Consider the following 25,815-nt stretch of genomic DNA (forward strand, 5'->3'; position numbering starts at 1 on the left):
GCCCGTACCGTTGAGGCATGGATCTTCGGGTGCCTCCACTGCGAGGGCTGCTCAAGGGGCCGCGCCGGCTGTTCGCCGCCGCGGCCGCCGTCGTGGTGCTCGCCGGCGCCGGCACCTGGACGGCCGCCGCATCCGGTGACACGCCCCCGGTGCACAGGACCGACCAGGCCATGGCGGTCGACGGAGTGCGCCTGGACACCTCGTACTTCACCCCGGCCGGCGCCGGCCGCCACCCCGCCGTCCTGCTGGCGCACGGCTTCGGCGGCAACAAGGACGACATGCGCCAGCAGGCCGAGGACCTCGCCCGGGACGGGTACGCGGTCCTGACCTGGTCCGCGCGCGGCTTCGGGAAGTCCACCGGCAAGATCGGGCTCAACGACCCGAAGGGCGAGGTCGCCGACGTCTCCCGGCTCCTCGACTGGCTGGCGAAGCGCCCCGAGGTCCAGCTCGACAAGCCGGGCGACCCGCGCGTGGGCATGGCCGGCGGCTCCTACGGCGGCGCGATCTCCCTGCTCGCCGCCGGGTACGACCACCGGGTGGACGCCATCGCCCCGGCCATCACCTACTGGAACCTCGCGGACGCCCTGTTCCCGAACGGCGTGTTCAAGAAGCTGTGGGCCGGCGTCTTCCTCAATCTGGGCGGCGGCTGTGCCCGCTTCGAGCCCGAGCTGTGCCGGATGTACGACAGGGTCGCCGAGTCCGGCACCCCGGACCCGGCCGCCCGTGAACTCCTGCAGGAGCGCTCGCCGTCCGCCGTCGGCTCCCGCATCAAGGTGCCCACGCTGCTGCTGCAGGGCCAGACGGACTCCCTGTTCACCCTCGGCCAGTCCGACGCCGCCCAGAAGGCGATCCGGGCGAACGGCGCGCCCGTGGACGTCGACTGGATCGCGGGCGGCCATGACGGCGGCGACATGGAGACCGGCCGGGCGCAGACACGTGTGCGTGCGTGGTTCGACCGGTATCTGAAGGGCGACACCTCGGCCGGCACCGGCCCGGCCTTCCGGATCACCCGCACCGGCGGCGTGAACTCCACCGACGGCACCGCCCAGCTGCGCGGCGCGACCGCCGGCAGCTACCCCGGCCTGCGCGAACACCCGCGCGGCATCGCCCTGACCGGCGGCACCCAGCACATCACCAACCCGGCCGGCGCCAGCCCGCCCGGCGTCTCCGCCCTGCCCGGCCTCGGCGGCTCGGGCGGCCTCGGTCAGCTGTCGGCGCTGGGCCTCGGCGTCTCCCTCGACTTCCCCGGCCAGTACGCGAAGTTCGACTCCGCACCGCTCACCCGCGACCTGCAGATCACCGGCACCCCGACCGCGACCGTCCACATCACCTCGACCAGCGACGACGCCGTCCTGTTCGGCAAGGTCTACGACGTCGGCCGCGGCGGCACCCAGCAGGTGCTGCCCTCCCAGCTCGTCGCCCCCTTCCGGGTCACCGGCGCCAAGGCGGGCAAGGACGTCACGGTCACCCTCCCCGCGATCGACCACGAGGTGCAGAAGGGCCACCGGCTCCGCCTGGTCCTCGCCTCCACCGACCTCGGCTACGCCTCACCGGCCGCACCGGCCACCTACACCGTCTCCCTCAAGGGAGAGCTGAGCGTGCCGACGGCCCCCGCCGTCACCACCGCCGCGGCCCCCCTGCCCTCCTGGGTCTGGTGGCTGCCGGGTGGCGGCGCCGCCGCCGCGCTCGCCCTGCTGCTCACCGCCCGCCGCCGTACGGCCGGCCCGGCGCCCGACCCGGAGCTGGCCGACGTCCCGCTCGTGATCAAGGACCTGAGCAAGCGGTACGCGAAGTCCGCCGACCGGTACGCGGTGCGCGAGCTGTCCTTCCGGGTGGAGAAGGGCCAGGTGCTCGGCCTGCTCGGACCCAACGGCGCGGGCAAGACCACGACCCTGCGCATGCTGATGGGCCTGATCACCCCGGACGACGGCGAGATCCGCGTCTTCGGTCACGCGATCCGGCCCGGCGCGCCCGTGCTGTCGCGGGTCGGCGCCTTCGTGGAGGGCGCGGGCTTCCTGCCGCACCTGTCGGGCCGGGAGAACCTGGAGCTGTACTGGCGGGCCACCGGCCGCCCCCCTCAGGACGCCCACCTGGAGGAGGCCCTGGAGATCGCCGGGCTCGGCGACGCGCTCGCCCGCGCGGTGCGCACCTACTCGCAGGGCATGCGCCAGCGCCTCGCCATTGCCCAGGCCATGCTCGGCCTGCCCGACCTGCTCATCCTCGACGAACCCACCAACGGCCTCGACCCGCCCCAGATCCGCGAGATGCGCGAGGTGATGATCCGCTACGCGGCAGCCGGGCGCACGGTGATCGTCTCCAGCCATCTCCTCGCCGAGGTCGAGCAGTCCTGCACCCACCTGGTGGTGATGGACCGCGGCCGACTGGTCCAGGCCGGCCCGGTCGGCGAGATCATCGGTTCCGGCGACACCCTGCTCGTCGGCACCGCCACGCCCGTGGAGGAGCCGGTCGTGGAGAAGGTCGCCGCGCTGCCCGGCGTCGCCTCCGCCGTGCGCACCGACGACGGGCTGCTGATCCGGCTGGACCCCGGCGGCACGGCCGAGCGGCTGGTCGTGGAGCTGGTGCGGCTCGAGGTGGCCGTCGCCTCGGTCGGCCCGCACCGCCGTCTGGAAGACGCCTTCCTCACCCTGATCGGAGGTTCTGCATGAGCACGCTCACCGAGGTCGCCTCCGGTTATCAGAGGCGGCACACCCTGCCCCTGCGGGTCGAGCTGGTCCGCCAGCTCAAGCGGCGCCGGACCCTGGTCATGGGGGCCGTCCTCGGGCTGCTGCCCTTCGTGCTGCTGATCGCCTTCGCGATCGGCGGCGACCCGTCGAGCCGCGACGGCCGGATCACCCTGATGAACACGGCCACCGCGTCCGGCGCCAACTTCGCCGCGGTGAACCTGTTCGTCTCGGCCGGCTTTCTGCTGGTGATCCCGGTCGCCCTGTTCTGCGGGGACACGGTCGCATCGGAGGCGAGCTGGTCCTCCCTGCGCTATCTGCTCGCCGCGCCCGTGCCCCGGGCCCGGCTGCTGTGGTCCAAGCTGACCGTGGCGCTGGGGCTGAGCCTCGCCGCGATGATCCTGCTCCCGGTGGTCGCCCTCGCGGTCGGCACGGCGGCGTACGGCTGGGGCCCGCTGCAGATACCCACCGGCGGCGCGCTGGACACGGGGACGGCGGTGCAGCGCCTGGTGGTGACCGTGGCGTACATCTTCGTGTCCCAACTGGTCACCGCCGGGCTCGCCTTCTGGCTGTCGACGAAGACGGACGCCCCGCTCGGCGCGGTCGGCGGCGCGGTCGGCCTGACCATCGTCGGCAACGTCCTGGACGCCGTCACCGCGCTCGGCCACTGGCGCGACTTCCTGCCCGCGCACTGGCAGTTCGCCTGGGCCGACGCGGTCCAGCCGCACCCGGAGTGGTCCGGCATGATCCAGGGCACCGCGATCTCCATAACGTACGCCCTGGTGCTGTTCGCCCTGGCCTTCCGCGGTTTCGCCCGCAAGGACATCGTCTCCTGAGAGGTGCGGGGAGGAGTCTGCCCGACCCATTGACTGTCCTTACCTGTGAGTAAGTTGCCCCGGGAGCACGAGCCTTCGCAAGAGCCGCGACCGGGAGTCGTCATGGGCGTACGCAGGGACCTGAAACGGGCACGGCAGCGCACCGATCTGGCGGAGCGGGCCTCGGTGGAGATCGTCAGGGACGCCACCGGCACCGTGCGCGAGGTGCGGGCCGCGGCCCTGGCGCCGCCACTGACCACCGGCTCCCTGGCCGACCTGCGGCAAGAACGTCTCCCCGGCCGTCCTGGAGGACCGGCTGCGCAGCCGCGCGCCGGTCGGCCAGTGCGTGGTCGTCGGCGACAACCGCCCCTTCGTGGCCGCGCTGATCACCCTCGACCCGGAGGCGGTCGCCCACTGGCTGTCAATACACAAGCTGCCGCCGGACACCCCGCTCGCCGAGCTGGTGCACGACGAAAGGCTGCGCGCGGAGGTGCAGAAGGCGGTCGACCACGCCAACCAGGCGGTCTCCCGCGCCGAGTCCATTCGCGCCTTCGCGCTCGTGGAGGGGGAGTTCACCGAGGAGAACGGGCTGCTGACGCCGTCGCTGAAGGTGAAACGGCACGCGGTCGTGGACCGCTGTGCCGAGCAGATCGAGGAGCTGTACTCAGGCGGCCGTAGACAACGAAGCGGGGGGGGGGGGGGGGGGGGGGGGGGGGGGGGGGGGGGGGGGGGGGGGGGGGGGGGGGCGGGGGGGGGGGGGGGGGGGGGGGGGAGGGGGGGGGGCGAAGGGGCACATCGCCCCCCCCCCCCCCCCCCCCCCCCCCCCCCCCCCCCCCCCCCCCCCCCCCCCTACCCCCCCCCCCCCCCCCCCCCCCCCCCCCCCCCCGCTGCGGAACGTTGTTCAGCTGTTGTTGGTGCCGTTGCCGGACACGGCGGAGACGTCGTCCAGGAGGTGCGAGAGCGGCTCGTCGCCCTTGGCCTGGGTGGAGTTCTCGACGCACTGCTGGCTCTGCGGCGCCGACAGGACCGGGACGTCCTGCGCCGTGACCGGCACCACGCCGACGAGCGAACCGAGGTTCGCCTTGGCGGGCAGGCCCACGCAGGGTTTGTTCAGCGAGCCCTGGACCAGAGAGAGCTGCGGGCTCATGGTGCCGGACGTGATGGAGTTGCCGAACGTCTGCGAAGCGCCGGTGCCGCTGACGGAGCTGGTTCCGGTGTCGTTGCCGATGGCGAGCGCCTGGGGAGCGGCCGTAGCCGCGATGCCGGCGACCGAAGCGGCGACCGCCGTGGTTGCCCACAGCTTCTTCATTCTCATGCCCTTTCGAAATGCGGATCCGGGAAGGAAGCCGACCACCAACGCGGTGGTCCCGCCCCGTGGGTGCAGGGTTTGCCCCGTGCGGCTCGGTACCGTGGGACGAAGCGACCGATACCCCAGTCGGTCGCGGTGAGCGGTACGGACCGGCGCACGGCTCCGAGAGGCCGACGCCGGCAAGCCGGCCGAGTGCCGGCGGTGGGGTTCAGCTGTTGTGGGTGCCGTTGCCGGACAGGACGGAGAGGTCGTCCACGAGGTGCGAGAGCGGCTCGTCGCCCTTGGCCTGGGTGGAGTTCTCGACGCACTGCTGGCTCTGCGGCGCCGACAGGACCGGGATGTCCTGTACGGATACCGGTACGACTCCGGCGAGCGATGCCAGGTTCGCCTTGGCCGGCAGACCGACGCAGGGCTTGTTGAATGACCCCTGGATGAGCGCCATCTGGGGGCTCATCGTGCCGTACGTGGCGGAGTTGCCGAACGTCTGCGAGGCGCTGGCTCCGCTGGCGGACGTGGTGCCGGTGTCATTGCCGGTGGCCAGTGCCTGGGGCGCGACCGCGGCGGAGACGCCGACAACGGAAGCGGCGACCGCAGCGGTGGCCAGAACCTTCTTGATCACTTGCTGGTTCCCTTCTGAAGACACCCCGTCTTGCGGAGCATCCTGAATCAACTGCCGCGGCCTTCCCTGGTTGTGCGGCTTCACTCCGATGGCCCACGCCGAAATTCCGTCGGGGCGTGCTGCGAGGCCCTGTGTCACTGCCTGCTTCCGATCCTGAACCGTCCGACCGGGTGAATCACCGAAACCAGACCCGCCGGCCGCGGTTGATGTGGAGGAACGTGTGAGTTCGCCAGGTGACGTAGGTGCCTGTCAGGTAAGGAGAGCGAAGGCGGAAGAAGGCAACGGCCGCGACAGCGGTTGCCGCGCCCAGGCGCCGGCCACCCGTTCGGCGCCGACCGCCAGTTTGCCGCTCTTTACAGCGCCGGAGTGTCAAGTCTGCCAAGGCGTTCGGGTGAATTCCTTGGTGGCTCGCGTTCCGCAGTTTCCCGGGCTGTCTATTCCTCGTTGTAGAAATGTCGGTCATGGCGCGAGCCGTTCAAACTGTGCTCGCTCGGTCTTACCGCCAAAGAGGCATGACCGGAGAGAAAGGAAATTTCATGCAGAAGAGTGCTGCAGTTGTCGCCGGAGCGATTATGGCTCTGGGCGTGGCCGCTCCGGCCTTCGCCGATGCCGGCGCCAGCGGATCCGCCGCCAACTCCCCGGGCGTCCTCTCCGGCAACACGGTCCAGGTCCCCGTGCACATTCCCGTCGGCGTGTGTGGCAACAGCATCGGCCTCGTCACCCTGCTGAACCCGGCGTCCGGCTCCCTGTGCACCAACTCCTGACCGGGTAACGGCGCCAGCCGTCCGGCTGCGCCACAGTCGGCCTTGGATTACCACCGCTTGCTGTGCCAAGGCCGGCTTTCCCAGTTCTTCATTTCTCCAAGCAGGAAGACAACAAGAGTGCGACAGACCCTGAGCAGGGGAATCGTCGTGGCAGCTGCCGCGACGAGCGTTCTGTCCCTGTACGGCAGCCCCGCCCTCGCGGACTCGAACGCGAGCGGCACCTCCACGGGCTCGCCCGGGCTGGTGTCCGGCAATACCGTGCAGGCGCCGGTCGATGTGCCGGTCAACGTGTGTGGCAACACCGTCGATGCCATTGCCCTGCTGAACCCGGCGTTCGGGGGTTCGTGTGGCGGTGCGTCGGGCGCGAGCAGGCCGAGTTCGCCGGGCGCCTCGAGTCAGGGCTCCTCCGTGGGCTCGCCCGGGGTGGTGTCCGGCAATACCGTGCAGGCGCCGGTCGATGTGCCGGTCAACGTGTGTGGCAACACCGTCGATGCCATTGCCCTGCTGAACCCGGCGTTCGGGGGTTCGTGTGGCGGTGCGTCGGGCGCGAGCAGGCCGAGTTCGCCGGGCGCCTCGAGTCAGGGCTCCTCCGTGGGCTCGCCCGGGGTGGTGTCCGGCAATACCGTGCAGGCGCCGGTCGATGTGCCGGTCAACGTGTGTGGCAACACCGTCGATGCCATTGCCCTGCTGAACCCGGCGTCCGGGACTTCCTGTGGCGGTGCGTCGGGCGCGAGCAGGCCGAGTTCGCCGGGCGCCTCGAGTCAGGGCTCCTCCGTGGGCTCGCCCGGGGTGGTGTCCGGCAATACCGTGCAGGCGCCGGTCGATGTGCCGGTCAACGTGTGTGGCAACACCGCCGATGCCATCGCCCTGCTGAACCCGGCGTCCGGGAGTTCCTGTGGCGGTGCGTCGGGCGCGAGCGCGCCGAGCTCGCCCAACGTCCCGGGCCAGGGCGACTCCGACTCAAGCTCCGTGGCGACTCCCCCGGGACAAGCCCAGACACCTGCCCCGGGACGAGCCCAGACACCTCCCTCGGAGAGTGGCAGGCATACTCCGTCCACTGCCCACCTTCCGGCCCCCCGGCACCCCGCCACTGCCGAACAGAAGTGGTCCGACAGCTCCACCGACCAGGTGCGGTCGTCGGACACGACCCCCATGGACGTCAGTGGCCCCACCCGCGCCACCCTGGCGGCCACCGGCAGCGGGGCCATGCTGACGGCCTCGGGCATCAGCTCTGTGCTGATCGCGGCCGGCGTGATCCTGTACCGGCGAAGCCGAGCCGCACACCAACGGTGATCTGCCGGGGGCCGGACGTGGCGACGTCCGGCCCCCGAAGCCGACCAGTCGACGCGGCCGCAGCAGGCCGTCGGCTGGAGCGCACCGACCCGGGCGGTCGGTGTCCAGAAGGGCCCTCTTGGCGGCCGTGCCGACCAGGAGGGCCCTCGCTGTGCAGACGGCGTGGCATTACTGGTCGGTGCTCTCGAAACCGGTCCTCCTCAGATCACTCTTTCGGCGGCACAACCCTCCTGTTGTACCGCGCGTTGACATGACATCGGGCATTCGCCCGGATGCTGTTTTTCAATCCAAGGAGTATTTCCTCATGTCGCGTATCGCGAAGGGCCTCGTTCTCACCTCCGTCGCCGCCGCGGCCATCGGCGGCGCCGCCGGCCTCGCCGCCGCCAACAGTGGGGCGAACGGCACTGCCAGCAACTCCGCGGGCGTCCTGTCGGGCAACACCGCCCAGCTTCCGGTTCACGTGCCGGTCGGCGTCTGTGGCAACACTGTCGACGTCATCGGTCTGCTGAACCCGGCGTTCGGCAGCGGTTGCACCAACTCCTGACGCCTCAGGCCCTCCGTCGACCGGCCGCCAACCCGCAAGGGAGGGCGGCCGGTTCGCGTGTTCCTCGGCGCACTGGCTGTCCTGAACAGGCGGGCGGCACCAGCTTTCGCCGGGTCGGCCCGAGAGGTCATCTCGTTCGGCTTGCTCGAAGGCCAGGGGTGCGGGCGAAACTCCACCGCCTGGTCCTGGAAAGCCCGGCTCAAGAAGGCACCGCCGTGCGACGCCCTGTCACGGGACCTGTTCGAAGACCCCGACACCGCGTCCGACTGCGTCGTATCACGGGCGGGCAGTGGGACTGCGGCATTGCTCGACTCAGGCGGAAATCATTGGGCGGGTCCATGCGCCGTACGGGTGGGAGAAAAGTGTTGCAGCAACGCAAACACCGTCTCCTGCTACAGCATGGGTTCAGCAAAAGCTGCTGGTCGACCGCACACTTCCGGTACGCCGGAAAGACGAAACATGGGCCGCGTCGGCCGCCGAGGTTCTTCTCCGCCGGTGAAGCGGTCCTTTTCTGATCCTATGCCTTCTCGGCTTCAGATGGATTTAGCGGTCTCGGATGCGACAAGAGGCGTGATGCACCAAGAACCCACCAGACCGTCATCGGCTCGGCACACGCTGAGGCATCGTTCACCAAGGCCTCCGGCATGGCGCCGGGCAACAGTCGTCTCAACATTGCTCACTCTGCTCGCGATGTGCATGAGCGGCGGTCTTGCCCACGCTCGCCCACTGTCGGTCGATACTCACCGTGCCGAGAGTTCCGGGAACCGGACATCGACCGGGTCGCAGGACCCCAAGGACGTAGTCGAGTTCGGGTGTGCCCACCCGAACTCTCCCGACATGGCTCGCTGTTTCGGTCTTATGGTGGGACACCGAACCGCCGGAGGGCAGATTTCGCCAACTGTCAGTGGGTCTCCGACCAGCGCCGGCTACACACCGTCCGCCCTGCGATCGGCATACCACTTGGGCGGCACGTCCGGCTCGGGCCGCACGGTGGCCATCGTCGATGCCTACGACGATCCGAAGGCCGAGTCCGACCTGGCGGTGTACCGAAAGTCCTATGGCCTTCCCCCGTGCACCACGGCCAACGGATGCTTCAGAAAGGTGAACCAGAACGGGCAGACGTCACCGCTTCCGCCGGGCGACTACGGCTGGGCGGAAGAGATCAGCCTTGATCTCGACATGGTCTCCGCCGCCTGCCCCGACTGCCGCATCCTGCTGGTCGAGGCAAATTCGGCTTACACGTCCGACCTGATGAAAGCCGAAGATCAAGCGGCCGCCACACCCGGTGTGACATCCATCTCCAACAGTTGGGGCGAGTCGGAGACCAACGCGGTGCCGTCCGATGACGTGCACTTCAACCATCCCGGTGTCGCCATCACCGTGAGTTCCGGTGACTCCGGCTACGGTGTGTCCTGGCCCGCATCTTCCCCGTATGTCACGGCGGTCGGCGGGACGTCGCTGAGCAAAGCGTCCAACTCCCGTGGCTGGAGTGAGACGGCATGGAGCGGCTCCGGTTCGGGCTGCTCGGCCTATCAGCCAAAGCCCGCTTGGCAGCACGATCCCGACTGCAGTCGGCGGACGGTCGCGGATGTGTCTGCTGTCTCCGACCCGTATACCGGGGTGGCCACCTACGACACCTACAACAGTTGCGGTCAGAGCAGCATGTGCGACATCTTGATCTCCCTCGGCCTGGTACATGGTGCCGACGGCTGGATCCAGGTGGGCGGCACCAGCGTGGCCTCCCCGATCGTTGCCAGCGTCTATGCGCTTGCGGGCAATGCCGCATCGACCGTCTACGGCTCCTACCCGTACAGCCATACCTCGGCACTCAATGATGTGGTCTCGGGCAGCAACGGCTCTTGCGGTGGAAGTTACCTGTGCACGGCACGTCCGGGCTATGACGGCCCGACCGGGCTTGGCACGCCGAATGGCGTCGGGGCCTTCTAGGGTTGCTGGGCAGCCACGGGGGTGAGCAGCACCGTGGTCCGTGCCGACTCAACAGGCACGCCCCCGGCACCCGGACAGCCGCTGCGCCGGTTTTCCTCACCGGCGCAGCGGCGTCATCCTGTTTGATCTCCTTTTTCAGGCTCATATTTTCCAGGCTCATATGAGGACTCGGCGGGTGCGGAGAACTTCTCCATCCGGGGTTTCCACCCTGGCCGAGAATCGTTGAACACGGCGTCCGAGACGGTCGATACGCAGTGACTCGCCGAAGAAGGGGAATCGATGAAGCCCTTGAAAACCGCCGCCGTACTTGTCGGATCCGTCGTCTTCGCCGGTACCGCCGCGCCCGCGTTCGCCCAAAGTGCCGCCGATGTGACGCCCACCAGCCTCAACGGCGCCGTGAACAGGCTCACCCAAGGTCCTCTCGACGTGATGCCGCTGCACCACCAGTCGGGCGCGCTGGACACGGAGAACCGGGGCTCCGTGCTCCACGCCGTCAAGGGCGTGACTGGTGCACTCAACCAGCACACCCGGCTGCTGGGCGGCCTGCCGTTGCAGAACTGACGCACCTGGGCGGTGTTCGAGGGGCGCCGAGAGGCGTCCCTCGTTCGGATGGACAACACGAGCCGCTGGTCCGGTCGAGTGAAGCGTCGTCGGACTGCTTCCGGGGCCGTCGATACGATCGCGCGGTGACCTCAACCTCAAGCACAACCCTTGCCTCCGGCCTCGCCGACCTGGGCACGATCGTCGTGCTGGCCTGGAGCGGAGAGGCTCCCGACGGTGACATGCCCTACCTGCTCGCCTACCCTCTCGGCGACGCCGAGGGCGGACCGGAGGCCTCCTCCTCCGCCGTGCGGAGGCTGCTGGAGAGCAACGGGCTGCCCGTGGGCGGTGACCTGGTCGACGGCGACGGTCGGCCCGGCCTACCCGTCAGCCTGCTGGTCGAGGCGGGTCAGGCCGTCCTGCGGATGAAGCAGCTGGTCGCCCAGGCCGACGCGCCCCCGGAGTGGCTCGCCGCCGTCGGCCGGCGCGGCCACGCCTACCTCGTCTTCACGACCCGGGCCTGGCCCGAGGCAGAGCCCGGCAAGCCCGTAGAGGCGGCCGTGCTGGCCCGGTTCGCCGGCGCCGAGGAGACCCTGACCGCCGCAGCGCACGTCGTCCTGCCGGCGACCAGCCTGCGCGGCTGATGCCCAGGACCCTGGCAGGCGGCAGAGGCCTCGGACTGCTGCTGGTGATCACCGGGGCGGCAGGACTGCTCGCCTCCTGGGTCATCACTCTCGACAAGTTCAAGCTGCTGCAGAACCCGAACTTCGTGCCCGGCTGCAGCCTGAACCCGGTGGTGTCCTGCGGCAGCGTGATGAAGAGTCCCCAGGCCTCGGTGTTCGGATTCCCCAACCCGATGCTCGGCCTGGTGGCCTACGGCATCGTCATCTGCGTGGGCATGAGCCTCATCGCGGGTGCCCGCTTCCCCGGCTGGTACTGGCTGTTGTTCGAGGCCGGCTGCCTGTTCGGCGTCGGGTTCGTCTCCTGGCTGCAGTTCGAGTCGCTGTACCGGATCAACGCGCTGTGCCTGTGGTGCTGCCTGGCCTGGGTCGCCACGATCCTGATGTTCTGGTACGCCACCTCACTGATCGTCCGAAACGGTTTCCTGCCCGCGCCGGGTTGGCTGAAGAGCTTCTTCGCCGAATTCACCTGGGTGCTTCCGGTCCTGCACATCGGAGTGATCGGCATGCTGATCCTGACCCGCTGGTGGGATTTCTGGACGAGCTGACGAGTGACCAGCCGCGGTTCCCGTCCCGGTGCCGCTGGAGGGCGTCTCCCAGTCCCTCATGGAGGTGCCCAAGGCCGGCCTGGAGCTGCCGCTGCCGACCCCGGGCACGCCCGACGGCCCGCGCCATGTCACCGGGCGCCTCCTGCCCGACCGGACCCTGCCCCAGCTGCCCGTCGACGGCGCGCTGTCGGCTCCGGCCTGCGCACCTTCGGCCCCGGCCTGAACATGGACGCCCCCTGACCCGCCCAACCCGCCCGGACCGTCGTACGCACGGGATGGCCCTCAGGGGGTGATCCGCGTGCCCTCGACGAAGGAGCGCTCAGCGGCAACGGCCGGTGCCGTGACCGGCTGTTGGTGACCGGTTCGCCGGCCTGCTCGGCCGGTCACTGGACTGCCACGGAGGGCGTCACCCGACGGCAGGTTCCTCACCCGTCCGGGTGGGCTCAGGGCAGTCGCCGTACGGGGGAACCGGACAGATAGGCGCGGATGTTCTCCACCGCCTGGCCGTAGTACGTCGCGTAGTTGGCCCGCGAGACATAGCCGAGGTGGGGCGTGGCGAGGAGGCGGGGTGCGGTGCGCATCGGGTGGTCGGCGGGCAGCGGCTCGATGTCGAAGACGTCGACGCCGGCGCCCGCGATCCGGCCCTCGTGCAGCGCGGCCAGCAGGGCGTCCTGGTCGACGACCGACGCCCGGGAGGTGTTGATCAGATAGGCCGTCGGTTTCATCAGGGCGAGTTCGGCGGCGCCGATGAGGCCGCGGGTGCTGTCACCGCCGGGCACCTGCACCGAGACGAAGTCGCTGTCGGCGAGCAACTCCTCCTTGGACGCGGCCAGTTCGACACCGTGCGCGGCGGCGCGCTCCTCGGTGAGACGCGGGCTCCACGCGCTGACGTGCATGCCGAAGGCGAGCCCGACCCGGGCCACCCGCCCGCCGATCCTGCCGAGGCCGAGTACGCCGAGCCGGGCGCCGTGCAGATCGGTGCCGACGGTGGACTGCCAGGGGCCGCCCGTGCGCAGCGCGGTGTTCTCCTCGACGATCCCGCGGGCCAGCCCGAGCAGCAGAGCCCAGGTCAGCTCGGCGGGCGGAATGCCCGAACTGTCGGTGCCGCACACGGTGACGCCGTGCTTCTCGGCGGCGGCGTAGTCGATGACGGTGTTGCGCATCCCGGTGGCGACGATCAGCCGCAGCCGGGGCAGGCGAGCGAGCAACGACCCTGGAAACGGTACGCGTTCGCGCAGCGTGACGACGATGTCGTAGTCGGCGAGGGCGGCGGCGAGGGCGTCCTCGCCGTCGAGATGCTCACGCAGGGCGACGACCTCGACCCCGTCCTCGATCACCGACCAGTCGGCCGACTCGACGGCCACACCCTGGAAGTCGTCCAGCACCGCACAGCGCAGTCGCACGTCGTCTCTCCCTCTCCCGCGATGACTGACGACTGGTCAACAAGGGTGCCGAGGCAGCCATTCCGGATGAGCGAACCCGAACGCATATGCCCGAACCGGCACGCCCTTCTACACGCAGATCCACGTCAACCGAGTCGCCGTCCCATACACTTTTGCCGTCACACAGCGTGAGGACTAATGTGAAGAGCGTGATTGAAGCGCTGCGTAGCCCGCGGCGCCCCCTAGTGCTCGGCGCAGTGCTGACCGTCGCGCTCGTCGCGCAGTCGGCTGCGCTCATCGCCCAGCAGATGCAGATCGACAATCTCCAGACACAACCCATCGACCTCCAAGAGCGCCTCCAGCCCGGTCCCCCCGGTCCCTCCGGCCCCTCCGGTCCGCCCGGTCCGCCCGGCCCCATCGGCCCACCGGGCAAGGACGGGACGAACGGAAAGGAGGGTAAGGACGGGAAGGATGGTCATGACGGGAAGGACGGCACGGACGGGAAGGACGCCGTCGCCCCGCCGGCGCCGGCGTCGAGCTAGTCCGACCTTCTCCACTCGATCGGGAACGGAGTGGTGCCGGCCGCCCCGAGCCCGCTCGCCTGGGATTGGGCCCCGTCCCTCGCACTATCGCCGTCACGCAGCATGAGGAGCAATGTGAGTAGCGTGGTCGAGGCGTTGCGTAGCCCGCGGCGCCGCCTTGTGCTCAGCGCGGTGCTGACTGTCGTGTTCGTCGCGCAGTCAGCTCTGCTCGTCGTCCACCAACAGCAGCTCGACGAAATCCAGGGAAATCGCATCGACCTCCAGGGGAACGGCGTTCTGTACGGCCCTTCGGGGTCGCCCGGCCCCTCCGGTCCCTCTGGTCGGCCCGGTCCCACCGGCCCGCGGGGTATGCCGGGCCGGCATGGGAAAGACGGTCATCCCGGCAGGAGGGGGCATAACGGAAGGAGAGGGAGGAACGGCATGAACGGGCGGGTCATTCACCTGGAGCCGGAGCCGCACGAGACCGAATAGAAGATCTTCGGCCCACCGCCGTACCACCGCCGTAGAAGACATTCGCCCCATCGCCCGACCGGACGGGGCGGCACAACGGCGAGTGGGTGCGGCTCCCCGGCGGCCGGGTCACGCGTCCGCGCGGCGGAACGCCGCCGCCACGTCCAGCGCGACCCGCGCCGCCCGCCGCGCCGCTTCGGTCTGCTTGGCCTTCTTGTCCACGGTCATCTCCTCGTCGCCGGCGTCGCTGACGCACTTGAGCATCGCTCCGCCCACGAAGTCCTTCGCCTTGAACGCCTCCCAGATCGCGTGCAGCACCCCGTGCGCCTCGGTCTCCACCCCGCCGATGTCGGCAGACAGGTTGAGCAGCTGGGCGCGCAGTTCCGAATCCCGCCAGGCGATCACCTTCTCACCGCTCGCGAAGTCCTTCACCAGCAGCTCGCCGTCACCCAGCGACGCGTTCAGCCTGCCCCGGGTGTCGAGCCTGGTGACGAGCCGCAGCACCTGTCCGTCGGTCCGGTACACCTGCGGCCTGAGGCCGCCACCCTCCGGTCTCACCTTCTCCGGGCCGTAGTCGAACACCTCCCGCGCCAACAGCACGTCGCCCAGCGACACCCCGCGCTCACCGAAGCCGCCGCACACCCCGACCAGGAACACCAGGTCCGGCCGGAACGTGGACAGCAGGTCGCGCGTCACCGCCGCCGCCGACTGGCCCCCCTGGTCGGTGGCCTGCGTGGTGACCACTCGGACAGCGGGCTGACCTGCCGAGACCAGCTCGAAGACGTCGTAGTACCGGCCGTCGCGCTGCACCTCGTGCGCGGTGATGCCGCGCTCGTCGAGCGCGTGGAAGAGTGCCTTCGTCTCCACGGGTACGGCCGTGAGCAGGGCGACGTGGTACTCGTCGCCGGTCCTGGAAGCGGACACTTCGAACCTCGACTTCCGTTGTTCGCGGAACCCGGCGAGCACCGCCTCGGGGTTGCGGGTGAACGACTCGACATCGGCCTGCACGCGCCCGCGCTCGGCCAATGACTCCCGTTCGGCGGCCAGCGCCGGCGCCAAGTGCGGGTTCTCCGGCGGCTGGTCGCCGATGAGCTCCACAATGCGGGAGAACACCCGGTTCGCAACGGGCAGGGGCAGCAGGCGTAGTTGGGTGAGCGGCGGGATGACCGTCGCCCAGTGGGTGTTCTTCTGCATGAGCAGGCGGATGAGGCTGGGGAGCAGGGATTCGGTGTAGGCCGGGTGGTCGGCCGAGGCGCGCACGACGGCCGCCGCCGCGACGCCCAGGACGGCCGCGTTGGTGTCCCGGGGACGCTTGTCCCGTCGCGGGCGCTCGGGCGCGATGATGAACTTGATCAGGTCCGCGTCCGCCTCACCGGCCCGTGCCAGCCCTTCGAGAGCCGTCGTGCGGTTCAACGGGTCCTTGTCCTCGCGGATCACGCCGATCAGCCATTCCTTCGTCCTCGGCTTGATCTCCCGGCGGGCCACCAGGTCGACGATGGCCCCGCGCAGGGCGCGTCCGTCCTGGTTGCGGGCGGTGAACTTGAGCCGGTCGGCGACCTCCGTGATCCACGCCTCGTCCCCGGTGTCCAGGTGGGTGAGGGAACCCACGGCGGCGCGGCGGGTCAGATAGGTCTCCTCGGGGTTGCCGATGGTGGCCCGCAGGACCTCCGCGGCCGCCGTGTCACCCAGGTGCCCGAAAGCGTTGGCGGCCGATCCGCGCACCTTGTCGTCGGTGTCGTGGAGGAGTGCGTCGGTGAGCGGGGCCAGGGCACCGGGGGCGTTGACGCGGCCGAGGGCGTTGGCGGCCGCCCCTCTGGTGTAGGTGTCGGTGTCGTGGGCGAGGGCGGTGGTGAGCGCGTCGAGGGCGCCGGGGTCGCCGATGCGGCCGAGGGCGGTGGCCGCCGACGTACGGGCGAAGCTGTCGGCGTCGCCGGTCAGCGCGGCGGAGAGGGCGGGTACGGCGCCGGGGTGGCCGATACGGCCGAGGGCGCTGGCGACCGATCCCCGGACGACCGCATCGGTGTCGGTGAGCGTGTTGGTGAGCGCGTCCAGGGCGCCGGGGTCGCCGATGCGGCCGAGGGCGCTGGCGGCCGATCCTCGGACGACCGCGTCGGTGTCGGTGAGCGCGGCGGAGAGGGCGGGTACGGCGCGGGGGTCGCCGGTGCGGCCGAGGGCGCTGGCGGCAGACCCCCGGACGATGGAGTCGGGGTCGGTGAGCGCGGTGGTGAGCGCGTCGAGGGCGCCGGGGTGGCCGATGTGCCCGAGGCCGTTGGCGGCCGATCCCCGGACGATGGCATCGGCGTCGGAGAGCGCGGTGGCGAGCGCGGGTACGGCGCGGGGGTCGCCGATGCGGCCGAGGGCGTTGGCGGCAGACCCCCGGACGATGGCATCGGCGTCGTCGGCGAGGGTGGTGGTGAGCGCGTCGACGGCACCGGGGTAACCGATGCGGCCGAGGGCGTCGGCGGCCGATCCCCGGACCTTGGTCTCCGTGTCGGTCAGCGCGGCGGAGAGGGCGGGTACGGCTCGGAAGTCGCCGATGCGGCCGAGGGCGCTGGCGGCCGATCCCCGGACGCTGCCCTCGGGGTCGGTGAGCGCGGTGGTGAGCGCGTCGACGGCGCCTTGGTGGCCGATGAGGCCGAGGGCATTGGCTGCCGATCCCCGGACGCTGGCCTCGGTGTCGTCGGCGAGGGTGGTGGTGAGCGCGTCGAGGGCGCTGTGGTGGCCGATGAGGCCGAGGGCGTTGGCGGCAGACCCGCGGACACTGCCGTCGCCGTCGGCCGCAGCGGCCTTCAGCAGGGCGGGGACGGCCCGAAGCGCGCCGATTCGCCCGAGCGCGGTGGCGGAAGCGCCACGGACCGTGGCGTCCGGGTCGTCCAGCATCGCTGTCCGCAGGTCGTCGACGTCCTGCTCACCGCCGTTGGTGCCCAGCCAGTTCGCGCTGCGGCGGCGTGCGAGCGGATCGGCTTCCCCACGCAGCCACACCCGCCGCTTCGCGGCGAGGGCCTCGTCGCGGTCCTGTTCCTTCGGCGCCGGCTTCTTGTTCCGCTGGTGGGTCCGGCGCAGGCGCTGGAGCGCCTGGGCGTTCAGCGATCCGTTCCACAGCGCGGCGAAGACGTCGTCCGCGAGCTCCGGGTCCGTGGCGTTGAGTTCCCGCAGCAGACCGCGCTGGAGCCCGTCACGCAGCACGGTCGAAGGCAGGCTGGCCAGCGCCGCGGCCAGGCGGTCGCGCGTCTGGCGCCCCTGGTTGAAGCAATGGCCGAGTTGTCGCCACAGCACCCCGCGCACCTCGTCGCTCAACACACCCCGGTTCGCCAGGAGGACGTCCGCATCAGTTCGGGCGGCAGCGGCTTGGCGTCCGGGTCGAGCAGGTCGAGCACGGCGCTGTCCGGGTCGGGTTGCAGGCCGACCCAGTCGCCCAGGCACTGGTCGAGGTAGCCGGGGTCCAGCAGGACGGGTGGCGGGCTGGTGCTCTGCCACGCCAGAGCCAGGCCGAAGTCCACGAAGGCCGGGTGGATGAGGCTGTACTGGCCGTCCGCCGCGCCACCGACCGGCTGCACCATCTGTGTGTCCAGGAAGGCCTTCACCGTGTTGGCGATGTCGTCCCTGTCGTCCCACACCCGGCCGAGCAGCGCCTCCACATCCCAGGCGAGGAAGTCCGCGTTGCCCTTGCCCGTGGTGATCGCGGCCAGTGCCGCCGCGCACAGCGCCGCCTCCATGCCGAGCCCGCGCTTCGCCGCGTCCTTCTCCGACTTGCCGAACCGGCCCTCGCTGTCTGGCCGTACCACGGTCTGCCGAAGCAGGTCGGCGCGGCTGCGCGGGATCTCCCGGTCCTGGACGGATCGCGTGCCGAGCAGCCAGTCGGTCAGCAGCGACAGCATGAACGGGTTGGACGCCACACCCAGCATGTCGCCCGACCTGATCTCGGCCAGCGCCTCGGTCGCCGACCCGTCGCGCATCGCCAGGTAGGTCTCGATGTCCTGCTCGCCCAGCGGCTCGATGGATATCGTCTCGACATCGCGCAGGATGGTCCGGTCCAGGTCGTCGTACTCGCTGCGGGACGTCGCCAGCACCGTGAAGTCGTGCGACCCCGCGACCAGTTTCCAGACGAACTTCCACTCGGCGCGGTCCTCGAATTCGCGCTCCAATTCGTTCAACGCGTCGACCAGGAAGACCACTCGGTTCTTCTTGACGTGCGCTTTCCATAACTTCTCGTCGACGCCTGACGGGCGCAATTGCTTGGCGAAGTCCTTGACGGTCAGGCCGTGCACGTCCAATTGCCTGACCGTGCGGTTGTCGACGACAACGCAGGGGGTCTCGCGGTCCAGGAGCGCAATCGCGTACTGCAGGACGGCGGTGCTCTTGCCGCTGCCCGCACCGCCGATCACCAGCCACGTCTTGGGTCTTGGCTCGGGCTTGGACCGGTGATCCGGCAGTTGGTCGAGGAGCGCGTCGAACCGAAGCCGGTCGCCGGAGTCGTCTGCGGAATCGCGGACCCGAAAAGTGGGGCGGAGGTAGTGCTCGACGGTTCTGGCCACCAACCTGGCGCGCATCGCGCTGTACGGCGAACTGCTCATCCGTCCCGTATCCACTCTACGCCCCACCCCGACGAATGTGACCTAATCTACCCCACCGGCCCTGAGCACGCTGCCCATTGACGTCTGTCAGGGCAAGCCGGGTTGACAGAAGACAGGCGAAGTGCGAATGACGGCGCAGGAACCGCAACGACCACTCGGCATCAGGCCGACGGACGAGCCGAGGCGGCAGCTCTACGCCGTCGGCTCGTCCTCGCTGTCGGGGGCGGGCGCGAACATGTGGCCGATGTTGTTCCACATGAAGCCCTTCCGCCAGTCGGGCTTGTCGAGCATCCAGCCGAGGACCGCTTGCAGGACCTTCTCCTGCGACACCGTCCGGGTCTGGTAGTGCTCGGTCGGGACGCCGTCGCGGTACTCCAGCCAGTAGGTGTTGTTGTCGCGGAACCAGACCTGGATGTACCAGTCGCCCTCACGGCCCTCGTCCTGACGCTCAAGGACCAAGTACGCCTTGCCGCGTCGCAGGTTGGCGAGCATGGTGCCCACTGCGGGCTTCGTGGGGCGGTTCACCGTGTGGCCACGGCCGTCGGTCGCTGTCAGCACGGACGGATTCTGGCGGGTGGGTCTGACAGCGGCGCTGGGCGCTCTCCCAACTGCGGTCGTCCCAGCGCCGCAGGCCACGTTGCGACGGGCCACAGGAGCTCCCGGGCCGCGTTGTGCCATCAGCGCATGATCAGCCACCGCGATCGACCGTCGCGGTTGTGCTCGTTCGGGCGCGTAGCTCGTGCGGGTTCTGCCTCAGACGCCCAGGATTGACCTCGCTATCCGTCTCCTCGTGAAGGTGGAAGGACATGCCGACGTACGTTGCCTTGCTGAGCTGGACCGATCAAGGGGTCCGAAACTACAAGGACACCGCGAAGCGCGCCGAGACCTTCGGCTCAGCGGTACAGAAGCTCGGCGCGAAGCTCTTGAACATCTACTGGACCGTCGGTCTGTACGACCTCGTGGCCGTGGTCGAGGCACCCGACGACGAAACGGCCGCCGCGGCGCTCCTGCAGCTCGGTGGGGTGGGCAATGTCCGTTCCACGACGCTGCGGGCCTTCGGCCGAGAGGAGATGGAGCGCATCGTCGCCAAGGCGGCCGGCTGACGACCACCACGCCGTGCGTGCGGCGGTGTCCGGTGGGTCGGCTCGGCAGCCGGGCCTGAGCAGCCTGCGTCCGGCGTGAACTTCCCGATGCTGTGAGCCCCTGCCAGGCGCATCGGCCAGGGGCCTTCGCGTGTGCGGTGCCCACTCGGCACCGTGCGCACATCACTGCTGTATCGCCCCTTGCGTGTGCTGCCGAGCGGCCGGCACAGGACTTTCATGCGGCCGCCGGAACGGATGCTGTGGGCCGTCTGCGGGAAAGTGGTCCTCGCCTGCTTGTGCCTGCGGTCCGGTTTCCTCACCGCGCTGAACAATCGCCTGGTCATGGCGTATGCAAGCGTCTCGGCGAATCGAGGGGAAACGACCGATGGTCGCAGCGGAACACCCGAATCGCAGGGCTCTGCTCGCTGGTGGACTCGCCGCCTTTGCGGCCGCACTTGCGGGGTGCTCATCGACGAGTGCCACCTCGTTGACGACCAGTGCTTCGCCGGAAGCGAGCCCGACAACGCCCGCCGCAGCATTCGCGAGGCTGATGGACGGCAACAAGCGGTGGGTGAGCGGAAACATTCAACACCCGGACCGGGATCCGAACCGGCGCCAGTTCGTGGCCCAGGGGCAGAAGCCGTTCGGCGCGATCCTTGCCTGCATCGACTCCCGCGTGCCGCCGGAACTTCTCTTCGACACCGGGCTGGGCGACCTGTACGTGATGCGCACCGGAGGAGAGGCGGTCGGGCCGGTGGTCACGGGCTCTGCGGAGTACGGGCCCATGACGAGTGGCACTCCGCTCGTCGTGGTCCTCGGGCATCAGCGGTGCGGAGCCGTCGAGGCGGCGTACAAGTCTCTTCAGGGCGGCAAGCCGCTGCCGGGGAATCTCGAAGCGATCGCCAAGGCTCTGCGTCCGGCGTACGAACAGGCGGTCAAGGAGGGCGGTGCCGACCCGGTCGAGACCATGGCCCGCGCGCAGGCCAAGCTGACCGCGGCCGACCTGCGCTCCAACCGGGACCTGGCCCCGCTCGTGAGGAAGGGCAGTCTTGCCGTGGTCGGCGCCTACTACTCCCTCGACACCGGGAAGGTAGAGGTCCTGGCGGGCGCGCCTTCCTGACGGGGCGACCGCCCGGTGGTTGTCGCTGGTCGCCGTTGCCCTGTCGAGTCTTGCACTGCCCGCCGGGCCGGCTCGGCTCACGCGCCGGGAGGGCGGAAGGTGACCTGTCTGCGGGCAGCCTCGTCGATCTCGTCGAGAGTGAGGAGGGGAGTGGCCCGGGTGTGGAGCGCGCCGCTGGCCTTGACTCTGAGGCTGACGGCGGCCATGGAGACTGGGTCGGGGAAGTCGAGGATGCACACGAAGTCGTCCTCTCCGAAGGCGAAGTACATGGCCTCGACCCTTCCGCCGAGGTCGGCGACGACCTGGTCGACGGCGGCGCGGCGGCCACTTGCGCCTTCCTTGAGCAGGCCCTTCGTCCCCTCGGGCGTGTAGGCGGCCTGGATGAGGAACTTCGGCATACGGCGCTCCCTGCCCGTGACTTGTCCGATACGCAGAATGGCCTTCCCGCTGTGACGTCGTCCGCCGATCAACGGACGGCTGTATTCACTCGTAAGGCACATCGGTATGTGCATGAGTGGGCCAGCACCTGGATGCGCTGGAGTCCCGGCGCCCCTTCACGAGGTGGAACAAGGCTCGATATGATGTTGAAGGAATCGGGCGATGTGAAGGCGGCTTCAGCTCTGGTTCCGTGATGCGAGTGAGATCCTGACTGGCAGCGCTGCATCGTCGACTCCATTCACCGACGAGGGTGACGACCCCATGTTCCCGGGCAAGGGCGAACGTGAGCTTCGCAAAGCGATCGCCGCCCCCTTTCTTCTGCCTGTCGTGATCGTAGCTCTAGCACTCTGGTTGTGATCTTCTCCGTACTCCACCGACCTCGGTTACCCTGTCGGGCTCGTCGACCAGAGCAAGCGGCAGTGGCGGTATGGCGATGACGACTCACTGAACCTCTTTCATTTGAGGCGAGCGAAGGCGCGTTCGCCGGGCGTCCGAAGACGTGCGTGATCGCGGTTGCAGCGCTGGTAGTGCTCGGGCAGGTCGCGGTGGCCGTAGTAGGGGGTGCGGACGGTGGCGCCGGCTCCCTGGTAGGCCCGGTCGGCCAGGACCAGGATCTGGCGCGAGAGGCAGGCCTGGGCGATGCCGTGGGCCCGGGCCGCGGTCAGGTCGTGGCTCCGTCCCGGCGTCGCCCGGGAGAACCACAGCGGTGTGCCGTCAGGACGTTCAATGACCTGAACGTTCATGCCGTGTTTCCGGTGTTTCTGGGAGTAGTAGGGCTCGTCCGCCCTGATGCGGTCGGTGGGGATCAGCGTGCCGTCTACGATGACGAAGTCGTCTTCGCCCAGCCCGGCTAGGGCCTCGTGCATGCCCGGTGCCCACGAGGCCAGGACCTCGACGTCTCGTGCACATACCGCCACGCGGTGGCCTCGGAGACCCCGAACCCCGCACCGACCTGCGCCAGCGTCCCGTTCTTCCGCAGGAGTACCAGGACCAGCAGGGCCTGCTTGAAGCAGCCCAACTTGCGCCAGCGCGATCGAAGTTCACGCCTTCGGGCGTAGATGAGTCACGAGACGTGCTCGACCAGTTCGAAGGGCACGTCGAGCATGGAAGGATGCGGAACCAACGAAGCCCCCGGCCGATGGCGTGTTGAGTGAGATCACCACACCAACGACGAGGGGCTTCGCCATGTCACCGCACCTGAAATGGCCCGCAGGGACTCATGGGGTGAGGAGTTCGCACTGCTTGATGACCAGCACTGTTCCGTCCTCGCTGAAGACCCGACATTCTCCCTTGACGGTGACGGTGACGCCCAGCGGGACGCTTCGCACGATCCGGAATGATTCCTTGATTCGGTGGTCAAACGGCAGCACGAAGATGGCTAGGTGGGGGCCTCCGGGGACATCTGACACATCCACCACCGGCGTACCATATTGGCTTTCGCCCGTTCGGATTGAGATTCCCTCGAGAGTGAGGAATTTCCCATAGTAGGCACGCTCGGCGGCGGCGCGGTCCGCGGTGAATTCGTTGTGGAGGTCTCGAATTTTCATTGGTTGCCGCCTTCTCTAGTGTCGCGTGATCCTGCTGGTCTTCTTCGAGTTGTCGTCGACTAGTGCTCCGCGCTTGAGATCTTCTTACGGTTGGCCTTCTTGAGGATGTCGTCTGCTGTCTTGGTCCAGGTGAATGGGTGGGCGCGGTCGTTCCAGCCGTCAATGTACGTGCGGAGCTTGGCGTTGAGGTCTTTGACCGAAGTGTAGGTGCCGCGGTGGATGGCTTGTCGTTCGGCGATCGAGAATCAGCCTACGACGAGGTTCATCGAGGAACGGGTCAACCGCTCCAACTCGCCGCAGTCGCCCTCGCGCAACACCAACGCCGCAGCAGGACGATTCGCCGCCACTTTTGAGGGCTTTTAGGGCTTGCATGGCATTGGGGCCGGTGTGAGGTTTTTGTCGAGGAGGGTGAGGACGTTGACGTGGGTGTATAGGACGGCTTCGGATTCCGGGCCGGCGAAGGGAGTGCGGCCGGTGAGGAATTCGTAGAGCATGCAGCCCAGTGAACCTCTTTCATCCTGAGTATGGGCAGGTCAAGAGGGCGTGAACGGCTGCCACGGTCCGGCCGATGCGGTTGGTCGAGCAGCGTGCTTGTCGCAGCAGTCGCCAGGATTTGAGGCGGGCGAAGGCGCGTTCGCCGGGCGACTACCGCGCTGCCCAGGAGGTATCCGTCCTCGGCCTCGACGACCGCGAGCCGGACACCGTCCTAGTCCTGGCGGACTGGCAGTACGCCGCCCACGGCCGCACGCCGGGTGAGGTGGCCCTCGCCGCGACCATCGCACGCGACCTCCAGACCAACCGCGAGACCGCCCGCGACGCCCTCCAGGACGAAGGGAGCACGGAATGACCACGGCCATCCGGTCACGACGCACCATGCTCACCCTCGCAGGGATCTGCGAGGAACTGGCCATCTCCCGCTCGACCTTCTACGACTGGCGGGCCAAACGCCGCGCGCCGCGCTGCATCAAGCTCCCGAACGGCGACCTCAGGATCCGGCGGAGCGACCTCGACCACTGGCTCGACGACTGCGAGGACGCCGCCTGATGAAGACGACGTACGACGTGAAGACCTACAAGATCCTCACCTACAAGGGCGCCCGGAAGACCGCGTACACCGTGCGCTGGGCGGTCGCGGGCAAGCGCTGGCGTGAGCCCTTCAACACCGTTGCGCTCGCCGAAGGCTTCCGCTCCGAACTCATCCGGGCCACGGGCAAGAGCGAGGCCTTCGTCGTCGTCACGGGTCTCCCGGTGTCCCATCGCTCCAAGTCGGCTGCCATGAGCTGGTACAAGTTCGCGGTCGAGTACGTAGATGCCCGTTGGTCTCAACTCGGCGGCAACAGCCGCAAGAACATCGCCATGACCATGACGGCGACCACCATCGCGCTGCTTCGGGCCAAGCCCACCCAGTTCGCCCCTGCGGCCGTACGCACCGCGCTGCGTGAGTGGGCGTTCAACACGAACCGACGCCCGGACGCACCCCGAGACGTGGTGGCCATCCTCAAGTGGGCCGAGCGGAATTCCCTTCCCGTCTCGGCCTGGGAGGACCCGGAGAAGGTCGACCAGGTCCTGCAGACGGTCGACACGCGCCTCGACGGCAAGCAAGCGGCGGCCTGGTCCCGGAAACGCAACCGCCGGATCCTCAACGTGGCCATGAAGTACGCGATCCGGCGGCGCATCCTGCGGGCCAACCCCCTGCCCAAGGGCAAGGGGTCGACGGCAGCCACGAAGACCACGAACGCCGTGGACAAGCGATCCTTGCTGAACCCCGAGCAGGCGGCGGCAATCCTCGACTGGATTCGGCGCCGGCCGCGCGGTGGCAAGCGGCTCCACGCCTTCTTCGCCACGCTGTACTACTGCGGCCCTCGGTCCGAGGAAGCCGTAGCGATACGGGTGGAGGACCTGACCCTGCCCGACCCCGACGCCGACGGCCAGTGGTGCGAGCTGCTGATCCATACGGCGACTCCGGAGGTCGGGAAGCAGTGGACCGACACGGGGGAGATCCACGAGCAACGCCACCTGAAAGGCCGCGCTGAGGGCGAGACGAGCAGGGTGCCGGGGCATCCGTCCCTCACGCGCATCCTGCGACAGCACATCGAGGACGAGCAGCTCCAGCCGGGTGATCTGCTGTTCCAGGGGGAGTCGGGCGGCATTCTCGCCGGTTCCATCATCCGCCTGGCGTCGCACAGCGCGCGTAAGGCCGCACTGCCCCCGCACGTCTTCGACTCGCCCACTGAGCGGCGCGTGTACGACAACCGGAACACGCGCCTGACCAAGTGGCTCAACGACGGCATCCCGCCTGCCCAAGTGGCTGAGTGGGCCGGGAACAGCGTCGCTGTCCTCCTAGCCACCTACGCCCGATGCATCGACGGGCAGCTGCCGGACCTCAAACGGCGGCTGGAAGCCGCGGGCGACCTCCCGGAGGCGGAGGTGCCGGGCGCTGGCTGATCTTCCCACCGCTTGGGAACTTCGACACGGCCACCCGCGAAAACCCGGTGACAGCCGGACAGCCCCGGACCGCACCCTTGATCACCAAGAGGGTGTCCGGGGCTGACCCGTGTCGAGCGAAACGGCCCCTGACCAGCAAAAAGCCCTCCCGATGGGAGGGCTGAAGCTGGGCGCCCCCGGCAGGACTCGAACCTGCGGCCAAGCGCTTAGAAGGCGCCTGCTCTATCCACTGAGCTACGGGGGCCTGGTGGCGGATCCAAGGATAAAGCTCCCTGTTCCTGGACCCTGTCGCTTCGCCTCCGTGGCTCGATGTGGAGGTTTGGTGAAGCGATCCCGATAATCGCAGGCAGGTACGAATCGTGCACCACTTTTGGCGTCCGGCGCACCGGGTGTTGTGCACTCGTTATGCCTGGGCTGCACCCGTGTCCCGGTCGCCCGTTGCGCCCGTTCTGTCCCGTCGGCGCGCAGACATATCCATATGCTTCAGAATTCCCCT

General features: G+C 69.2%; 23 protein-coding genes, 1 tRNA gene and 4 pseudogenes. 17 read left to right on the forward strand and 11 right to left on the reverse strand.

Going from position 1 to position 25,815, the window contains the following annotated elements:
- The first annotated feature begins 17 nt into the window (after positions 1 to 17).
- The 3 genes and pseudogenes from ACZ5NH_RS32980 to ACZ5NH_RS32990 form a co-directional block, all read left to right on the forward strand.
- A complete protein-coding gene (locus ACZ5NH_RS32980; RefSeq protein ID WP_468780485.1) occupies positions 18 to 2,666 on the forward strand; it encodes a CocE/NonD family hydrolase in 2,649 nt (882 codons plus the stop codon).
- A complete protein-coding gene (locus ACZ5NH_RS32985; protein ID WP_468780487.1) occupies positions 2,663 to 3,517 on the forward strand; it encodes an ABC transporter permease in 855 nt (284 codons plus the stop codon). The genes ACZ5NH_RS32980 and ACZ5NH_RS32985 overlap by 4 nt, the downstream gene beginning before the upstream one ends.
- 259 nt (positions 3,518 to 3,776) lie before the next feature.
- Positions 3,777 to 4,160, forward strand: a pseudogene (locus ACZ5NH_RS32990) (long-chain fatty acid--CoA ligase); the annotation flags it as partial.
- A gap of 237 nt (positions 4,161 to 4,397) precedes the next feature.
- Here ACZ5NH_RS32990 and ACZ5NH_RS32995 read toward each other — a convergent pair.
- Both ACZ5NH_RS32995 and ACZ5NH_RS33000 read right to left on the reverse strand, forming a co-directional pair.
- Positions 4,398 to 4,805 (reverse strand): rodlin, encoded by a 408-nt coding sequence (locus tag ACZ5NH_RS32995; RefSeq protein WP_451555630.1) that lies wholly within the window; start codon positions 4,803 to 4,805, stop codon positions 4,398 to 4,400.
- A gap of 208 nt (positions 4,806 to 5,013) precedes the next feature.
- Positions 5,014 to 5,424: a rodlin gene (locus ACZ5NH_RS33000; protein ID WP_468780490.1), complete on the reverse strand. Its 411-nt coding sequence runs from the start codon at positions 5,422 to 5,424 to the stop codon at positions 5,014 to 5,016.
- A 536-nt stretch (positions 5,425 to 5,960) separates the two neighbouring features.
- Between ACZ5NH_RS33000 and ACZ5NH_RS33005 the strand changes: the two genes are divergently transcribed.
- The 8 genes from ACZ5NH_RS33005 (at position 5,961) to ACZ5NH_RS33040 (ending at position 11,963) form a co-directional block, all read left to right on the forward strand.
- A complete protein-coding gene (locus ACZ5NH_RS33005; protein WP_468780492.1) occupies positions 5,961 to 6,188 on the forward strand; it encodes a chaplin in 228 nt (75 codons plus the stop codon).
- A gap of 147 nt (positions 6,189 to 6,335) precedes the next feature.
- Entirely contained in the window at positions 6,336 to 7,481 is a 1,146-nt protein-coding gene (locus ACZ5NH_RS33010) for a chaplin (RefSeq protein WP_468780494.1), read from the forward strand.
- Between the two features lie 304 nt (positions 7,482 to 7,785).
- The gene (locus tag ACZ5NH_RS33015; protein ID WP_468780496.1) at positions 7,786 to 8,025 is read left to right on the forward strand and encodes a chaplin; all 240 of its coding nucleotides are present in this window, start codon (positions 7,786 to 7,788) and stop codon (positions 8,023 to 8,025) included.
- A 960-nt stretch (positions 8,026 to 8,985) separates the two neighbouring features.
- The gene (locus ACZ5NH_RS33020; protein ID WP_468780498.1) at positions 8,986 to 9,972 is read left to right on the forward strand and encodes a S53 family peptidase; all 987 of its coding nucleotides are present in this window, start codon (positions 8,986 to 8,988) and stop codon (positions 9,970 to 9,972) included.
- Between the two features lie 279 nt (positions 9,973 to 10,251).
- Positions 10,252 to 10,533 (forward strand): hypothetical protein, encoded by a 282-nt coding sequence (locus ACZ5NH_RS33025; protein WP_468780500.1) that lies wholly within the window; start codon positions 10,252 to 10,254, stop codon positions 10,531 to 10,533.
- A 125-nt stretch (positions 10,534 to 10,658) separates the two neighbouring features.
- A complete protein-coding gene (locus ACZ5NH_RS33030) occupies positions 10,659 to 11,156 on the forward strand; it encodes a DUF5949 family protein (RefSeq protein WP_468780502.1) in 498 nt (165 codons plus the stop codon).
- Entirely contained in the window at positions 11,156 to 11,740 is a 585-nt protein-coding gene (locus tag ACZ5NH_RS33035; RefSeq protein ID WP_468780504.1) for a vitamin K epoxide reductase family protein, read from the forward strand. The genes ACZ5NH_RS33030 and ACZ5NH_RS33035 overlap by 1 nt, the downstream gene beginning before the upstream one ends.
- 28 nt (positions 11,741 to 11,768) lie before the next feature.
- Positions 11,769 to 11,963 (forward strand): hypothetical protein, encoded by a 195-nt coding sequence (locus tag ACZ5NH_RS33040; RefSeq protein ID WP_468780506.1) that lies wholly within the window; start codon positions 11,769 to 11,771, stop codon positions 11,961 to 11,963.
- Between the two features lie 220 nt (positions 11,964 to 12,183).
- Here the strand turns inward: ACZ5NH_RS33040 and ACZ5NH_RS33045 are convergent, their stop codons facing one another.
- The gene (locus ACZ5NH_RS33045) at positions 12,184 to 13,143 is read right to left on the reverse strand and encodes a D-2-hydroxyacid dehydrogenase family protein (protein WP_468780508.1); all 960 of its coding nucleotides are present in this window, start codon (positions 13,141 to 13,143) and stop codon (positions 12,184 to 12,186) included.
- A gap of 188 nt (positions 13,144 to 13,331) precedes the next feature.
- Between ACZ5NH_RS33045 and ACZ5NH_RS33050 the strand changes: the two genes are divergently transcribed.
- Positions 13,332 to 13,664 carry a hypothetical protein gene (locus ACZ5NH_RS33050; RefSeq protein WP_468780510.1) on the forward strand — a complete coding sequence of 111 codons (333 nt, stop codon included), beginning with the start codon at positions 13,332 to 13,334 and terminating at the stop codon, positions 13,662 to 13,664.
- A gap of 579 nt (positions 13,665 to 14,243) precedes the next feature.
- Here the strand turns inward: ACZ5NH_RS33050 and ACZ5NH_RS33055 are convergent.
- From ACZ5NH_RS33055 to ACZ5NH_RS33065, 3 genes are all read right to left on the reverse strand, one after another.
- Positions 14,244 to 17,411: a HEAT repeat domain-containing protein gene (locus ACZ5NH_RS33055; RefSeq protein ID WP_468780512.1), complete on the reverse strand. Its 3,168-nt coding sequence runs from the start codon at positions 17,409 to 17,411 to the stop codon at positions 14,244 to 14,246.
- Entirely contained in the window at positions 17,408 to 18,688 is a 1,281-nt protein-coding gene (locus ACZ5NH_RS33060) for an NACHT domain-containing protein (protein WP_468780514.1), read from the reverse strand. The genes ACZ5NH_RS33055 and ACZ5NH_RS33060 overlap by 4 nt, the downstream gene beginning before the upstream one ends.
- 192 nt (positions 18,689 to 18,880) lie before the next feature.
- Positions 18,881 to 19,246 (reverse strand): hypothetical protein, encoded by a 366-nt coding sequence (locus ACZ5NH_RS33065; protein ID WP_468780516.1) that lies wholly within the window; start codon positions 19,244 to 19,246, stop codon positions 18,881 to 18,883.
- Between the two features lie 248 nt (positions 19,247 to 19,494).
- Between ACZ5NH_RS33065 and ACZ5NH_RS33070 the strand changes: the two genes are divergently transcribed.
- Together ACZ5NH_RS33070 and ACZ5NH_RS33075 are read left to right on the forward strand one after the other, a co-directional pair.
- Positions 19,495 to 19,791, forward strand: coding sequence for a GYD domain-containing protein (locus ACZ5NH_RS33070; protein ID WP_388627705.1), 297 nt, complete (start codon positions 19,495 to 19,497; stop codon positions 19,789 to 19,791).
- Positions 19,792 to 20,341: 550 nt separating this feature from the next.
- Entirely contained in the window at positions 20,342 to 20,890 is a 549-nt protein-coding gene (locus ACZ5NH_RS33075; protein WP_468780518.1) for a carbonic anhydrase, read from the forward strand.
- A gap of 77 nt (positions 20,891 to 20,967) precedes the next feature.
- On the opposite strand, the gene ACZ5NH_RS33080 is transcribed toward ACZ5NH_RS33075, so the two are convergent.
- From ACZ5NH_RS33080 to ACZ5NH_RS33095, 4 genes and pseudogenes are all read right to left on the reverse strand, one after another.
- The gene (locus tag ACZ5NH_RS33080; protein WP_468780520.1) at positions 20,968 to 21,288 is read right to left on the reverse strand and encodes a GYD domain-containing protein; all 321 of its coding nucleotides are present in this window, start codon (positions 21,286 to 21,288) and stop codon (positions 20,968 to 20,970) included.
- A gap of 498 nt (positions 21,289 to 21,786) precedes the next feature.
- Positions 21,787 to 22,491: pseudogene (locus ACZ5NH_RS33085) on the reverse strand (transposase family protein); the annotation flags it as partial.
- A gap of 54 nt (positions 22,492 to 22,545) precedes the next feature.
- Entirely contained in the window at positions 22,546 to 22,875 is a 330-nt protein-coding gene (locus ACZ5NH_RS33090; protein ID WP_388627710.1) for an OB-fold protein, read from the reverse strand.
- Positions 22,876 to 23,388: 513 nt separating this feature from the next.
- Positions 23,389 to 23,514, reverse strand: a pseudogene (locus tag ACZ5NH_RS33095) (IS5/IS1182 family transposase); the annotation flags it as partial.
- 1 nt (position 23,515) lies between these two features.
- Here ACZ5NH_RS33095 and ACZ5NH_RS33100 point away from each other — a divergent pair.
- The 3 genes and pseudogenes from ACZ5NH_RS33100 to ACZ5NH_RS33110 form a co-directional block, all read left to right on the forward strand.
- Positions 23,516 to 23,722: pseudogene (locus ACZ5NH_RS33100) on the forward strand (replication initiation protein); the annotation flags it as partial.
- Complete coding sequence (locus tag ACZ5NH_RS33105) at positions 23,719 to 23,919, forward strand: helix-turn-helix transcriptional regulator (RefSeq protein ID WP_468780523.1); 201 nt, start codon at positions 23,719 to 23,721, stop codon at positions 23,917 to 23,919. The pseudogene ACZ5NH_RS33100 and the gene ACZ5NH_RS33105, both read left to right, overlap by 4 nt.
- Positions 23,919 to 25,319, forward strand: coding sequence for a tyrosine-type recombinase/integrase (locus ACZ5NH_RS33110; RefSeq protein ID WP_468780525.1), 1,401 nt, complete (start codon positions 23,919 to 23,921; stop codon positions 25,317 to 25,319). Before ACZ5NH_RS33105 ends, ACZ5NH_RS33110 begins: the two co-directional genes overlap by 1 nt.
- A gap of 171 nt (positions 25,320 to 25,490) precedes the next feature.
- Here the strand turns inward: ACZ5NH_RS33110 and ACZ5NH_RS33115 are convergent.
- Positions 25,491 to 25,563 (reverse strand) — tRNA-Arg (locus ACZ5NH_RS33115).
- Positions 25,564 to 25,815 lie beyond the last annotated feature (252 nt).

This window comes from Streptomyces sp. NPDC031426 (assembly GCF_055581585.1).

Excerpts from the sequence above, each read along its gene's own strand:
- ACZ5NH_RS32980 (WP_468780485.1), top strand. The coding sequence starts at position 18 with ATGGATCTTCGGGTGCCTCCACTGCGAGGGCTGCTCAAGGGGCCGCGC.
- ACZ5NH_RS32985 (WP_468780487.1), top strand. The coding sequence starts at position 2,663 with ATGAGCACGCTCACCGAGGTCGCCTCCGGTTATCAGAGGCGGCACACC.
- ACZ5NH_RS32995 (WP_451555630.1), bottom strand. The coding sequence starts at position 4,805 with ATGAAGAAGCTGTGGGCAACCACGGCGGTCGCCGCTTCGGTCGCCGGC.
- ACZ5NH_RS33005 (WP_468780492.1), top strand. The coding sequence starts at position 5,961 with ATGCAGAAGAGTGCTGCAGTTGTCGCCGGAGCGATTATGGCTCTGGGC.
- ACZ5NH_RS33015 (WP_468780496.1), top strand. The coding sequence starts at position 7,786 with ATGTCGCGTATCGCGAAGGGCCTCGTTCTCACCTCCGTCGCCGCCGCG.
- ACZ5NH_RS33025 (WP_468780500.1), top strand. The coding sequence starts at position 10,252 with ATGAAGCCCTTGAAAACCGCCGCCGTACTTGTCGGATCCGTCGTCTTC.
- ACZ5NH_RS33035 (WP_468780504.1), top strand. The coding sequence starts at position 11,156 with ATGCCCAGGACCCTGGCAGGCGGCAGAGGCCTCGGACTGCTGCTGGTG.
- ACZ5NH_RS33060 (WP_468780514.1), bottom strand. The coding sequence starts at position 18,688 with ATGAGCAGTTCGCCGTACAGCGCGATGCGCGCCAGGTTGGTGGCCAGA.
- ACZ5NH_RS33070 (WP_388627705.1), top strand. The coding sequence starts at position 19,495 with ATGCCGACGTACGTTGCCTTGCTGAGCTGGACCGATCAAGGGGTCCGA.
- ACZ5NH_RS33080 (WP_468780520.1), bottom strand. The coding sequence starts at position 21,288 with ATGCCGAAGTTCCTCATCCAGGCCGCCTACACGCCCGAGGGGACGAAG.
- ACZ5NH_RS33090 (WP_388627710.1), bottom strand. The coding sequence starts at position 22,875 with ATGAAAATTCGAGACCTCCACAACGAATTCACCGCGGACCGCGCCGCC.
- ACZ5NH_RS33105 (WP_468780523.1), top strand. The coding sequence starts at position 23,719 with ATGACCACGGCCATCCGGTCACGACGCACCATGCTCACCCTCGCAGGG.
- ACZ5NH_RS33110 (WP_468780525.1), top strand. The coding sequence starts at position 23,919 with ATGAAGACGACGTACGACGTGAAGACCTACAAGATCCTCACCTACAAG.